Raw genomic sequence first — 13,431 nt, 5'->3', positions numbered from 1 at the left:
GATTATAGTGCTACTTACCACAGCTACTGCTTCTACGACTACTACCTCTACAACTACTCCCCGCTCCTGCAAACTACTTATTGCTGCAACTACTCTACTACAACACTACACCATTACTGTAACTTTAACTGTACCTCTTAACTTCAACCGACGGGTGATCGCGGCCTCAATCCCGATCATCCGTCTTTTGCTGTACGTTAACTGCGTCAACCCGTAAAATTTTTTATGATGTTTATCACAAATGTGATTTTAATCACATATATTGTGATTTATTTCACTTATAATAAAGACATGAAAGAGATGATCATCTTCCTGAATCAACAACAACGCAGAACTTCAACGCACCTGAGAATTTGCAAGGAAGCTTTCATAAAAAGAAAATTCATACTTTTAAGGAGTGGTTTATATGTTTAACAACTGGCTGAGAACAAACAAATTTGCAATGTGGCTGCTGACTATCATTCGTGTCTACATCGGTTATGAATGGATGACAGCAGGTTGGGGTAAATTGACAGGCGGATTTGACGCAGGCGGCTTCCTGCAAGGCGCGATTGCGAAGGCAGCCGGCGATCACCCCGCCGTACAAGGCTGGTGGGCAGCGTTCCTCGAACACGGAGCACTGCCAGGCGTGAAGCTCTTCAACGTTATCATCCCGCTCGGTGAATTCCTGGTAGGTCTCGGACTCATTCTCGGTACCTTCACCACCTTCGCCGCCCTGATGGGACTGGTTATGAACGCCGCGTTCCTCTTCTCGGGCACCGTGAGCACCAACGCCCAAATGTTACTGCTTGAAGTGCTGATCATCGTCGCTGCTGCCAACGCCGGTAAAATCGGTTTCGACCATTGGGTACTCCCTTACCTCCGCGGGTTGTGGAATAAAATGACCCATAAAACAACCAAAGGCGACGGAACCACGCACACACCATTCAAAAAACAAACGGCATAACATAGTAGGTAACTGTAGTTAAAAAATTCTACCCTATTGATTAAACAACCTTGCTTGAGCAATCAAGCCGGGTTGTTTTTTGTTATGGCAGCGTTCGAGCGTTGTTACATACAGCATTGCTTAACGAGTACATGCGAAACTGTTAGCGACTTACAAATTTAGCGGACTCAGCGGACCTTATTTTAACCAAAAGCACCATTTCCTTAACACGAACGGACCAGAGATCCGTTATTCACCGAAATAGGCCATCATTTTACGGATTATCAGCAACTTAACGGATTCTGTGTCCAATAACCCCCACAATACCGTGCCTATAGTGAAAATAGCGGATCTGAGGTCCGAAGAGTGAACTCATTCGAGCGTCGTACATGTGACGCTGCTTAACGACTTACAATTTTAGCGGACTCAGCGGACTTTATTTTGACCAAAAGCACCATTTCTTTGACACTAACGGACCAGAGATCCGTTATTCACCGAAATAGGCCATCATTTTGCCGATTATCCGCAACTTAACGGATCGTGTGTCCGATAACCCCCGCAATATCGTGCCGATAGCGAAAATAACGGATCTGAGGTCCGATACTGCCGCCCCTACGGTCTGAGCAAGTGCACTGATCTGCAACTTAACGGATCGTGTGTCCGATAACTCCCGCAATACCGTGCGTATAGCAAAAATAGCGGATCTGAGGTCCAATACTGCCGCTCCTACGGTCTGAGCAAGTGCACTGATCTGCAACTTAACGGATTCTGTGTCCGATAAACCTCGCAATATCATGCCGATTACGAAAATAGCGGATCTGAGGTCCGATATTTGCCGGGCCGCCGACGGACTGACTAAGTACACTGGTTACCCAATAACGCCCCCCACTATCTTCTGCTTCTCCCCACAGACATCTGCCCCGACTCGCTGCCAACGAAAATCCCACACACAATCCCCTCTAACACAACAAAAGCCGAGCTTGTGATCCAAGCCCGGCATCTCATTATTCGAATGACCAGCAGTTCAGACTCAAACTGCCATATTGGTAAGATTGAAACAATCGTTTTGCCTTGCGGCCGGTATCGGCAGCACCCATTGCATAGAACAAAGGGACAAAATGCTCCCGTCCATAAGATGGGACCGCATCGCTGGCATGAGGCGCTTTTTTGTCAAACGCAAACAAATTATTCAGATTCCATTCCGTCAGCTGCTTCGCGATCCATTCATCGAATGCAGCCGCCCATTCATCAGGCTCATCGCTCTCATGCACCATCCGCAGATTGTGCACCAAACCGCCGCTCCCGAGAATCAGGATGCCTTCCTCACGCAAATCGGACAGCATCGTACCGATGGAATATTGTTCGTGTGGCGAGCGCTTGGAGTCCACAGACAAGGCCACCACAGGAATATTCGCATCGGGGTACATTTTGCGCAGAATGACCCATACCCCATGGTCCAGTCCACGGCCAGTCACGGCTTTGGCATGCAGATTACTTGCCTCAAAACGCTGACGAATCTGAGCAGCCAGCTCCGCACTGCCTGGGGCAGGATACGTGATCTGGTACATTTCCTCCGGAAATCCGTAAAAATCATGCATCGTGCCATGCACTGCATCTTCAGTCAGCCGCTGATCCGGATCGTCCCAATGGGCAGAAAATACCGCTATGCCTCTAGGTACAGGCAGCTCCCGCCCCAATTGCTCAAGGAAGCGGGTGTACTCGTTGTCCTCCAGGGCCATCATCGGCGAACCATGGGCAATAAATAAAGCAGGTAACGTCATCGATGCCACCTCCAGCTTCAAAATCAAGGGACAACTCTATTGTACCGTTAAATCGCCCAATATGCCAAATAACTCCCTTAAATCATCCAGTGCTGCCACTCCTGCTGAATGTTCTCCTGTTCGTTCAACCAATCCCGTGTCCGCTCTAGGAGCAGCTCGCGCTGAGGCCCGGCGGAATACGTGTGATCGGCTTGGAAGATGATCTCCTTATCACAGCGGCCTTCCTGGCGCATCCAGAACACTTTTTGATACAAAAATGCGTAGTCGACCGGAATGACTTCATCCGAGGTACCATGTATCACCAGCACATTGCCCGTAAACTTGATCGCTTCCTGGAAAGGCTGACCCTGTGCCAACGAATCGAAAAAGACCGGGGTAAACGAGTATCCCAAATAATCAGCGGTTCCCGACTTAACAGAGGTGTCGTACACATCGCGACCGGTGATTTTGACGATATCGTTGAACGGATAACCTACCGCAGACCACAGAATCAGATTCTTCACCCGCCGGTCACGAACGGCGGTCTGCAGGGCGACAGCGCCACCCAAGCTATGTCCGATGAGTGTGATGCGCGTCGGATCGACATCGGCACAGCTGAGTCCATAATCGAGAACGGAACGCGTCTGGGCAATCATCGAGTCGAGCCCCTCGCTTCCGTAATTACCAGAGCTCTCCCCGCATCCTATATAATCGAACCGGATCACCATGTACCCGTCATCGGCAAACTCACGCGCCGTTTTGACAAACAGCCGGTCCACGCCGATCCGGCTTCCAACAAAGCCGTGGCAGATGATGACCAACGGTACCCGATTGCACCTGCCTCCTTGGGCCGCTTCCTTCAACGGGTAATGGATGGTTGCCGTAAGTTCTTCTTGATTATGCCGGATTGTAATTTGCCGCTCCATGCCGATTCCTCCTTGCGATAACACGCCTTAATCATAATATTAATAATTCCGATAAGTTTAATATGAATTAGATAAACCTATCTTAGCATCGTGATTATGGATTGTCAACGCAAATGGCAGACAGCAAACTACGTGCAAGATATGATCGTCCGATGCATGTGGAAATCGGCTATATTCCGTGGCGCAGCCTTCTACTACAGCTCCACCGGTTATGAAACGGTCCATTCAACCACTACTTATACCACAGACAAACTTGGCATCGTTCTCCTAAACTATAGTTCCGCCCAGTTCTCCGAACCGTTCAACCTCCACTAACGGCTTTGCAAACCCCAGCATGCATCTTATCTTGTCCACTTCAATCTTCATCAGCTTTCACACCGCATCTTCAGCCTTACTCGTAGCTCTGGCGAAACATCGCATGGGTCTCTTCTCGTCCGCTCCAATCGTTCATCCAGGTCTTCCCAATAGGGTCGTTCTCCCATAAGCTTGATACAGACAGATCTGTTTCATCATCCCCGGAGGCGTATCCCCCTTCAGGCTGGCCAAACATCCCGTCGGCTGCACTGTTACCTGCAACAACCTCTTGCCCGTTTGCCGGCACAGCGTCTCCACCATGCAATTCATCGTCATAAAAGTTAGCACTCACCTAAAGAACTCCTCCTTTTTACCCCTAAATGTTTAGAGGGTTGTCTGTTGCTTCAGAATGCTTATTATTGTGAAATAGGAACGGCAGAATTATACCTGGTTCACGAATACGGCATGGATTATTTAAGCTACCTTGCATTGCAAGTATGCTGTTGTTATGATATATTGCATAACAAGGTAGCTGAAAGGGACATCCGTTTTGTAGGGATCACGGTTTTGCTATTCGTTATTCACAATTGTAATTCGCCATTGTCATTGCAAATTGCCATTCACTATTGCCGTTGCCGTTGTCACTCTCATCCGACATCACTGTCAATTCGTCACTCGGCATTTATCATTCTCATTTGCAGCCCAGCCTAAATGCGACCCGCTACCTTGCATAGCAATATACTTGAAGGAGGATAACCCCATTCATGACCACCCAAAGTCAAATGCTAAAAGGCATTCTCGAAGGCTGCATTCTCTCGCTTATGGAGCATCGGGAGGTATATGGTTATGAGATAAGCACGCTGCTGGAAGACAGCGGACTAACGTTTGTAAGCGAAGGCAGCATTTATCCCCTGCTGCTTCGTATGCAGAAAGACCAGCTTATCGAAGGGACACTGCGGCCTGCGCTCGGTGCCGGGGGACCGCCCCGTAAATATTACAATCTGACCGATAAAGGTCTGCATGTTCTTCAACAATTCAAGGAACATTGGGGAACGCTTAAAGATAGTGTGGACCATATTCTTACCCGTGGAGGACAGTGAGGATGAATACCAAACAGATGATCAAAGAGAACAACCGACTCCAGGATGCCATGACGCCTGACAATCTTAGCTATTACCAAGACATGGTGGTCTATATCCGCAGCAGCTTCGTGCAGGAGCAAAAAGGCGAGGAACTGCTGCTTGAAATCGCCCAGCACCTGCTGGATGCCCAAGCCAAGGGCAGGAGCGCCGAGGATGTGTTCGGAAGCGATCCCGAATCCTACTGCAAGGAGCTCGTGGAGCAGCTGCCAAAAATAAAAGGCCTGAGCAGTCTCCAATACCATTTCATGATCCCTTGGATTGCCTTAACCTGGTTTTTCTTCGTCCAAGCGCTGGTCGGATTCATCACGATGTGGGCCGGAGGGCCGGTTGAGCGCATGACGCAGGTACGTATTTCCACCCTGATTCTAATAGCAGGCGGTTCCTATGTGCTTATCCACGCATTGTTAAGATGGATGAAGAGCGACACCTTCAAGCCGGAGGAGGACAAGCGCAAGATTAATGTTCGCAATATGGGAATTTATGTCGCCATCACCGTATTGATTCTGGTAGCCGGCGTGTGGCTGGGACGGCTGCTGCCGGTTCTGACAATAGCGCCATGGATCAGTCTCGTCATATTCCTGATCGGAATCGCCGGGACGAAACTTCTTTTTTCGAGCAAATAATACTCAGGGGATTGTTCTTTTTACAAAACTCGTCATGGATTTGCGGCCGGAGCTTAACAAAATCTTTAATATTTTTTCGATCAATGTAAACTAATGTTCTATAGAAGATGATAGGATAAGGGTAATGTGTGGTAAGGGAGGAATATATATGTCAAAATCCAAAAAATCCGCGATTGCTGCCATCCTTGCACTTATTCTATCGATCCAGACCGGCGTCATCGCTAACGCAGCAACTGCATCCGTATCCCAAGCTAGTTCAACCGCCGTCTCAAGCATAGCTACCGCCTTCGGCAATGCGGTGTACAACAAAGCCAGTAAACTGCTGAAGGAATCCGATGTGGCTTATGCCAAGTCTTACATCACCAAGCATATCCGCAGCGTAACCACGTATCAGGCGACCATGCTGGTGCTCAAACTGGAGAACGCGATGAATGATGCGCTCCCGGCAAAAACCGACAAGGTGTATGAAATCGGCATTCAGGATAAACTGATGAACCTGTACAAATACGGGGAGCCGATTAACACCACCATTAACAAAGCCAAGGACGACACGCTGCGCAAGGTGCTCATCAACCTGCGAGACAGCGGCTACAGACTGTATACGACCGAAGGCGTCATCTTCCCGATTATTGACTATACGACACTGAAACCATACAAGCCTTACATCAATAAGGATCTTCAAGCCTATATCGACATCATGATCGTGGAGTCCGAGAAGCCTGCGGTCAGTGATGCGGCCTTGGTCATCCCTTGGTCCGAGGTCATTGAACGTGGACTTTCGCAGGAGGCTTTTATCACGGCATATCCCAAATCAAACCGGGCCGCTGATGTGAAGCTGAAGCTTCGTTTTACCGAGCTAAGCTTATTCTATGGCTACAACAATACGCCACTGTTCAAGTACGAGGACAATCTGCTCGATCCGGAAGTGCGGCCAGCCTTCGATAACGTCCTTAAGGACAGCGACGCCGTCTCCAAAAGCGCTCTTCTGAAAAAGCTAAAGTCCTGGTCTGAAGTGCTTGAGAGCAACAAGGACAAGCTGACCCAGGAGGTTGAGCAATATCGTGCGAAGGCGGTTCCGCTCGACTAGACGAACGAACCACAAACCATTCCCTATGTTCAGCAGGATCACCAACCTAATGAATAGGTATGAAAAAAAGCCGGATTCCCGTTTATAGGAGAATCCGGCTTTTGATCGTGGTTCTGTGCCTATTTATCGTGGCCTGTACCTCTTAAATCAGCAGATTGAACAGGTTCATGTTCTTGTTAAGCTCCGTATAATCCAGACCCTTGCGCTGCATCCGCTCTACCAGCGGACCGTAATCCTCGGGCCTTAACAGCTCGATGCCCACCAGGGCAGGTCCGTCTTCCTTGTTATGCTTCTTCGTGTATTCAAAGCGTGCGATATCGTCGTCTGGACCTAGCACTTCTTCCAGAAACTCGCGGAGTGCTCCCGCACGCTGCGGGAAGTTAATCATGAAGTAATGCTTCAGCCCTTCATATATTAAGGAGCGCTCCTTGATTTCCTGCATCCGGTCGATATCGTTATTGCCGCCGCTGATGATGCATACCACCGTTTTTCCGCGAATCCGGTCCCGGTTCATATCCAGCGCAGCCACGGCCAGCGACCCGGCAGGCTCGACAACGATCGCATTCTCGTTATACAGTTCCAGAATGGTGGTGCAGGCTTTTCCTTCCGGAACCGTCACGATGTCATCGACCAACTCGCAACATATATCATAAGTCAGCTGTCCGACACGCTTCACGGCGGCGCCATCCACGAATTTGTCGATCTCATGCATCGTGACGACCTCGCCCTGCTTCTTGGATTCGATCATGGATGCGGCCCCAAGCGGTTCAACGCCAATGACTTGCGTCGCTGGGCTGACGGTTTTGACATACGTTGCCACGCCTGCGGCAAGACCCCCACCGCCAATAGTAACAAACATATAATCCGGTGCGTCCAGCTCCTCCATGACCTCCATCCCGATCGTGCCATTGCCCGCGATAATCTTCGCTTCATCAAACGGGTGAATAAAGGTCATGCCATACTCATCGCAGGCCTTGATCGCTTCAGCATAAGCATCGTCAAAGGTATCCCCTATCAGAATGACCTCAACACTGCCCCCGCCAAAACGCTTCACCTGCTTCACCTTCTGATTCGGGGTCGTACTCGGCATATAAATCTTGCCTTTAATATTCAGCGCATTACAGGAGAAAGCAACCCCTTGCGCATGGTTTCCCGCACTGGCGCACACAATTCCGTTGCCCCGTTCCTCATCCGACAAGCTGCGAATCATATTGTAAGCGCCACGGATCTTGAAGGAGCGAACCACCTGCAAGTCCTCGCGTTTCAAATACACTTCGCAGTCATACTTTGCCGATAGCACAGCGTCCCGCTGCAGCGGTGTCCGCACGATCACTTCACGAAGCACGTGGTGTGCGCGTACGATGTCCTCCATGCTGACTGCCCGTTTTGCCGTATACGTCTCTTCCATTCTCTCGATCACACTCCCACTTCGCTGCCAGGTAAACGTTGATCCTTCCGCTACCCTTATTTACGTATTTCTATCATTGTATCACTTTTCATGAAAATATCTCGCCCTTTTCTGGCAAGCTTTCGTAAAAGAGTCATTTTCGCAACCAACATAGCCCGAATGCACAGCTGATACCCGTATATGGCTATGAAGGACAGCAATACTTATAAAGACGTTTATTTACATACCGATTCGGCCAAACAAGGCAACAGCTTCCAGATCATGACGGGTAAAAAATATGCCAAACTGCATCTTGAGCTGGCCGTGACTGGCGGTGCGCAAGAAATCGTCATTATGGACCATAACAACTCAACGCTCAAAAAAGTGTCCCTGGCTGCTGAAGATGGCCTGGTCGGCGTAGACGTCGATGTATCGGCTGCCGATTTTATTTTTGTGGAGATCGTTGATGAAGGTCCGGGCACTTCCCTGTTTGTTCCTCTGACCAGTTCCTATTTGACAAAATAAGTCCTTGCGATGATTCGCGCGGGCGAAGGCCATGATATTGAAAGCCGGGGGTTCATGACCCCCGGCTTTCGCCTGTCTATCTGTATGATCTATATTAGCTCTGACAAACGGCGCGGGATCAGAATGTCCTTCCCTTGGAATCATGAATCGGCAAACCCCAGCACGAGCGTAGCCAGTATCGGGAACAGCACCAAAATGATAACGCCGATCAGCATCGGGCTTACGAATGCGATCCCCCATAGATTCTCTCCCCGCTGCAAGGATTCCCTGGACTTGTCCTCCCGCGTCGGCTGGGCTCCAGGCTTCTTCATCGTCTCCATTGTCTGTACCATGTCGGACCCCCTCGATTCTTATTCGATGGGTTAAGTATAAAAAAAATACCGCCAACGTATTGACGGTATTTTGATCATATTCGCTTTTTACTTGATTAGATAGGGAAAGCATCATGGAACTTGGCATGCCCTGTATTACAGGAACTTCTCCTTAAACCAGGCAGCGGCCATCCCGACCTCTGCGCGGCTGAGCTGATGACCCCCGTTCTCCCAATGCAGCTTCACGTCCGCGCCTGCCCCGCTCAATAGTTCGTTCAGATCCTCGCTCTCCTGAGGGGTGCACATTGGATCACGCCGACCGGCGGCGATGAAGATGGGAACGCCAGTCAAATCCGGTAAGGTCTTATCCCGCAGCGGAACCATCGGATGGTGGAGAATGGCCCCTTGCAGCGCATCTCCTTCGTGGAACAGCAGGCTGGCGGCAATATTGGCGCCGTTCGAATACCCAACCGCTACAATACGACTGCGGTCAAAACCATATTCGTCAGCTGCCCAGTTCAGGAATTCATTCAGATCCTGCGTACGTTTTACGAGATCTTCTACGTCAAACACGCCTTCAGCCAGACGACGGAAAAATCTCGGCATGCCGTTCTCCAGCACGTTCCCGCGGACACCGAGCACATTCGATGCGGGCGAGACCATCTCGGCCAGCGGCAGCAAATCCTCCTCGTTCCCCCCCGTACCGTGCAGCAATAGTAAGGTTGGTGCCTCCGGGGAAGTTCCCTGGCGGTAAATATGTGTATGTTCCATGTGTTTATAGTCTCCTTCCGATTGGTTATATAGTTAGATTCCAATTCCGTTTGACAACCATAAATGTTACAATGCCCCGGAATAGCCCAATAGGACCAAAGGCTACCTGAAAATCACATCATAAACAGGCTACAATCACATCTTAGGCTACCCTAAAATTCGCCTGAATATCTTTAATTCAAGATTCTTTAAATACATAATACCATGGATTTTAAAAAATACAACAGCCAGCCACCCTTCCGCAACCCGATCAGAACTGCAATCGGAAACGCTATGTGGCCATTTTCCACAACCATTGGACGAAACGAAAAGAGAGGAAGCCTCCATATGGAAGACTTCCTCTCCTGTTTGTATTCTCTATATGATTCCGTACGTGTTCCCCCGTAACATCACTCATTATATCAAAAGTTATGTATAATGTCAGTGGATGTTTTGGTATTTCTCACAATTTTTTTGTGATATTGTTAGCGATTATTCCAGTTAATTGGATTAAAAACCATATATTCAGAAAAATTGTAACCGTTTGGTCAACGCGCCTCTCGGAACCGCGAAGGTCTGGGCGCGCTTGAAGTTCACCGGAGCTCCCCTCACAATCATGAGCGCTTTGTAATATTCGATGAACGGGAAGCCGTAGGTTTCCCCGCGTGCATAAGCATATACGTTCATAGCTCTTACCCACGTTTCATAGGCTTCGTCCGGAATATCGATAAACACCTCGGGGTGAAAATCATACGGGTCCTCCCAATTGTCCGCATAGTATAAATGCTGGGCATAATGGGCCGGAAGCTCGCGTTCAATCGTCTTGAGCCCCGCATAGAAGCGGGCGTCCTCCACGATATAATGGGTATTGGAGTGATCCTTATGGATGCTCTCCTTCCAATGCGTGATGATGATATCGGGTTTCACTTCCCGTATGACGTCCGCTACCTGATATTTCACTTCCTCATCGAGTGGCAGCTCGGCATCCTTGTAAGCAAGGAACCGGACATCCGCGCCAACGATATCGGCAAACCGGTGAGCTTCGTCAATCTTCTGCTTCGCGTACTCCTCCGGCGTCAGACGAGGGTGTCCCTTCTCCCCTGGCGTTAAGTGAAGAAACGTTGCTTTGTGGCCAGCCTGCGTGTATTTGGCGATCACGGCTCCTGCCGTAAGATCCATATCGCCCGCATGTCCGCCAATTGCCAATATATGATGCTGCTTTGCTTCCGTCACATCGGATCTCCCCTTTGTATGAAAAGTAGTAATATCTATCGAAGCGTTTTGCTCATAATATCGAACCGGCGCGTCACGTGAAATCCGGCTTTGCGGTACAAATGCCCTGCCGGGCTTTGTTCGCCCGTCCAGAGGAACCAGGCTCCATGCAGCCCCTGCGCCCGCATGAGGGCGAGGCAATCATATAACAGAATTTTGCCAAGGCCCTTCCCTTGCATCGACGGGTCCACGCCAAACGGACCAAAGCGTTCAGCCACACCTTCATATCCGTTATGCAGGCAGAATCCCGCCAGCTTTCCTTGATCGCGCGCGATCAGGATCTGATCCGTTCTTAATCGCTGGAGCAGTCCCTCACGAATCGCCCGGCCCCAATCCGGGTTAAACACGTCCGTCGCAAAATCGATCAGTTCCACCAGATCGCTGTCCTGAGCCAGCATGAAAGTGAAGCCTTCTTGCTCTCGCTGCCGCTTTAGCTCCACAACCTCCGGCGGCATATGAAAATCGACCAGGGAGCGATCCATCGCAACCGCCGTGTAATTGCGGGTAAAGCCGCTTGCCGCAAGCCACGCCAAGCCCTCTGGATAGCGCTCGCCATCGATTCCCGGAACGATATAATTCGAGGCATACGAGGAGAAAAAGACTTTGCTGCGTCCATGATCGCGAAGATAGTCTTCGCCGTCCTGCAGCAGCCGCGATGCCACCCCCTGTCTTCGAACCGATGGATCGGTATAGAAGAAGGTGATCCAGCCGTGATCCAGCTCCAGTTCGGTTCCGATCATCGGTAGCCTCCGGCGTACCGCATACAGGACGCCAACCATGCGGCCCTCCTGCTCCGCAATCCGCAGTCCTTGCGGATCAAAATTCGGATCGAGCAGCACCAAATTCCGAAAGCGAAGCCGAGTCATGAGATCTCCCGGTAAGCAGGCATTCCACAGAGTAGTGATAGCGTCTTCGTCTCCAGGCCGGTAAGGTCTGTAGGTTACACTCGTCATTACGTATTCCCTCCTTATAATCGTAATTCATAGGATTCGCTTGGATTCGCTTCAATTGCCGCGAACGGTATGCAACCGGTTGATCTTAATTAAGGAAGACTTCCATATGGCTATATGGGACACCAATGTACGAGCTCCCATAAATGTACCGGCTCAATTGGCCATTCCTTAAGTCCATCCGGCGTTATATCGCCCCCGCGTTGCTACCGAAACGAAAACCGCTATTTTATACATCGTGCGCACTGCTCCCTGCACACGGTGCGTTGTCCGGGGGCATGCTTGGATGGCTGTCGCCCTATGCCGGAGCCTCGTCTTACCATGCCACGGCTCCTGTCAAAGCGTTATGAACCTGGGCCCGCAGCTGAGCGACGCTGCTGCTCCGCCCCCCATATACGCGGTTTGTCAGCAGAACGACCGCAAGATCCAACTCGGGATCGATCCACATGCTGGTTCCGGTAAAGCCGGTGTGTCCGTAACAGCCAGGACCCATCCAATCACCGGAAGCATCCATCTTATCCCCTTTCAGTACCCACCCCAGACCACGGTTGGTGCCATCAATATGTCTCGTATGGGTGCAAGTAGACGCCACAGCCGCAGCCCGAGATAAGATGCGGGAATCGCCGCCCTTCACCTCTTGACTTGCAGTTGTCGGGATCGCCCCTTGTGCCAGCCACATTCGGGCATAGTGCAGCAGATCTCCTGCGGTGGCAAACAAGCCGGCATGGCCGCATACACCACCCAAGGCCCGCGCCTTCTCGTCATGTACGATCCCGCACAGATGATCCTGGATGGTATTCTCATACTCCGTTGCGGCATAGCGGCCGGGCTGTTCCAGCGCAGGAGTCAGCGTGGCATGACGCATGCCGAGTGGATCTAACACCCGTCCCTTTACTGCTTGGTCTAATGGAATTCCCAGCGACTTCTCAATAATGCGGCCAAGCGCCAAATATCCCAAATCACTGTAAATCACTTCGGTATCCGGCTTAGTCGCGAGCGGCGCGGTAAGAACGACATCCCACATCCGCTCCCTATCCCAGCCCTGCGAGTGCAGGTTCATATCCGCCTGGAGCCCGGAAGTATGCGTCAGCAGCTGGCCTACCGTAATCTCTTCTTTTCCTGCCGTTCCGAATGAAGGCAGAATGTCACTCACTTTTGTGCTTAGGGTCAAGACTCCCTCATCAATCAATTGCAGAATCAACGGGAGCGTAACCACCACCTTCGTTAAGGACGCACAATCGTATAACGTATCCTTGCTGGCCGGAACAGGCTGGCCCTGCCTCGGCTTGGGGTTGGCATATCCGGCACTATAGGACCACTGCTTGCCTTCATGCATAACACCCAGTACGGCTCCCGGTGTCGTACCTGCGGCAATCTCGCGTTCAATGGCGGCGCAAGCCGACTTCACTCCCTTGATTCCCAATCCAAGCTGCTCTGCACCAGCCTCCGCATGATGCTCCATTGTTATTCCCTCCTTTA

Annotated in this window: 14 protein-coding genes and 1 pseudogene; 5 read left to right on the top strand and 10 right to left on the bottom strand. The window is 50.5% G+C overall.

The features are described from left to right. The first annotated feature begins 406 nt into the window (after positions 1–406). Positions 407–946, top strand: coding sequence for a DoxX family protein (locus MKY48_RS05155; RefSeq protein ID WP_339270536.1), 540 nt, complete (start codon positions 407–409; stop codon positions 944–946). 466 nt (positions 947–1,412) lie between these two features. Here the strand turns inward: MKY48_RS05155 and MKY48_RS05150 are convergent, their stop codons facing one another. From MKY48_RS05150 to MKY48_RS05135, 4 genes are all read right to left on the bottom strand, one after another. Continuing rightward, entirely contained in the window at positions 1,413–1,640 is a 228-nt protein-coding gene (locus MKY48_RS05150) for a hypothetical protein (protein WP_339270534.1), read from the bottom strand. 289 nt (positions 1,641–1,929) lie between these two features. After that, positions 1,930–2,706, bottom strand: coding sequence for a class III extradiol ring-cleavage dioxygenase (locus tag MKY48_RS05145; protein ID WP_339292429.1), 777 nt, complete (start codon positions 2,704–2,706; stop codon positions 1,930–1,932). 77 nt (positions 2,707–2,783) lie between these two features. Then, the gene (locus tag MKY48_RS05140; RefSeq protein ID WP_076325574.1) at positions 2,784–3,611 is read right to left on the bottom strand and encodes an alpha/beta fold hydrolase; all 828 of its coding nucleotides are present in this window, start codon (positions 3,609–3,611) and stop codon (positions 2,784–2,786) included. A gap of 391 nt (positions 3,612–4,002) precedes the next feature. Then, complete coding sequence (locus MKY48_RS05135) at positions 4,003–4,257, bottom strand: hypothetical protein (RefSeq protein WP_339292428.1); 255 nt, start codon at positions 4,255–4,257, stop codon at positions 4,003–4,005. 412 nt (positions 4,258–4,669) lie between these two features. On the opposite strand from MKY48_RS05135, the gene MKY48_RS05130 reads away from it, so the two are divergent. From MKY48_RS05130 to MKY48_RS05120, 3 genes are all read left to right on the top strand, one after another. Continuing rightward, the gene (locus MKY48_RS05130) at positions 4,670–5,005 is read left to right on the top strand and encodes a PadR family transcriptional regulator (protein WP_339292427.1); all 336 of its coding nucleotides are present in this window, start codon (positions 4,670–4,672) and stop codon (positions 5,003–5,005) included. Positions 5,006–5,007: 2 nt separating this feature from the next. Next, positions 5,008–5,670, top strand: coding sequence for a DUF1129 family protein (locus tag MKY48_RS05125; RefSeq protein WP_339292426.1), 663 nt, complete (start codon positions 5,008–5,010; stop codon positions 5,668–5,670). Positions 5,671–5,818: 148 nt separating this feature from the next. Next, positions 5,819–6,757, top strand: a complete 939-nt coding sequence (locus MKY48_RS05120; protein ID WP_339292425.1) for a hypothetical protein — start codon at positions 5,819–5,821, stop codon at positions 6,755–6,757. A gap of 142 nt (positions 6,758–6,899) precedes the next feature. Here MKY48_RS05120 and ilvA read toward each other — a convergent pair whose 3' ends face one another. After that, positions 6,900–8,165 (bottom strand): threonine ammonia-lyase IlvA, encoded by a 1,266-nt coding sequence (gene ilvA, locus MKY48_RS05115; protein WP_076325579.1) that lies wholly within the window; start codon positions 8,163–8,165, stop codon positions 6,900–6,902. Positions 8,166–8,345: 180 nt separating this feature from the next. Between ilvA and MKY48_RS05110 the strand changes: the two genes are divergently transcribed. Continuing rightward, positions 8,346–8,669, top strand: coding sequence for a hypothetical protein (locus tag MKY48_RS05110; protein WP_339292424.1), 324 nt, complete (start codon positions 8,346–8,348; stop codon positions 8,667–8,669). A gap of 146 nt (positions 8,670–8,815) precedes the next feature. Here the strand turns inward: MKY48_RS05110 and MKY48_RS05105 are convergent. The 5 genes and pseudogenes from MKY48_RS05105 to MKY48_RS05085 form a co-directional block, all read right to left on the bottom strand. After that, positions 8,816–9,001 (bottom strand): annotated as a pseudogene (locus MKY48_RS05105) (sugar ABC transporter permease); the annotation flags it as partial. A 135-nt stretch (positions 9,002–9,136) separates the two neighbouring features. After that, a complete protein-coding gene (locus MKY48_RS05100; protein ID WP_339292423.1) occupies positions 9,137–9,751 on the bottom strand; it encodes an alpha/beta hydrolase in 615 nt (204 codons plus the stop codon). A gap of 504 nt (positions 9,752–10,255) precedes the next feature. Next, the gene (locus MKY48_RS05095; protein ID WP_339292422.1) at positions 10,256–10,963 is read right to left on the bottom strand and encodes a PIG-L family deacetylase; all 708 of its coding nucleotides are present in this window, start codon (positions 10,961–10,963) and stop codon (positions 10,256–10,258) included. Positions 10,964–10,998: 35 nt separating this feature from the next. Then, positions 10,999–11,955, bottom strand: coding sequence for a GNAT family N-acetyltransferase (locus MKY48_RS05090; protein ID WP_339292421.1), 957 nt, complete (start codon positions 11,953–11,955; stop codon positions 10,999–11,001). Positions 11,956–12,268: 313 nt separating this feature from the next. Further along, entirely contained in the window at positions 12,269–13,414 is a 1,146-nt protein-coding gene (locus MKY48_RS05085) for a serine hydrolase domain-containing protein (protein ID WP_339292420.1), read from the bottom strand. Positions 13,415–13,431: the final 17 nt, after the last annotated feature.

The sequence above is a fragment of the Paenibacillus sp. FSL W8-0187 genome (assembly GCF_037969755.1).
Lineage (GTDB): Bacteria > Bacillota > Bacilli > Paenibacillales > Paenibacillaceae > Paenibacillus_AQ.
The sequence above is the reverse complement of the archived record's forward strand: the minus strand, read 5'-3'. Positions and strand labels throughout refer to the sequence as shown.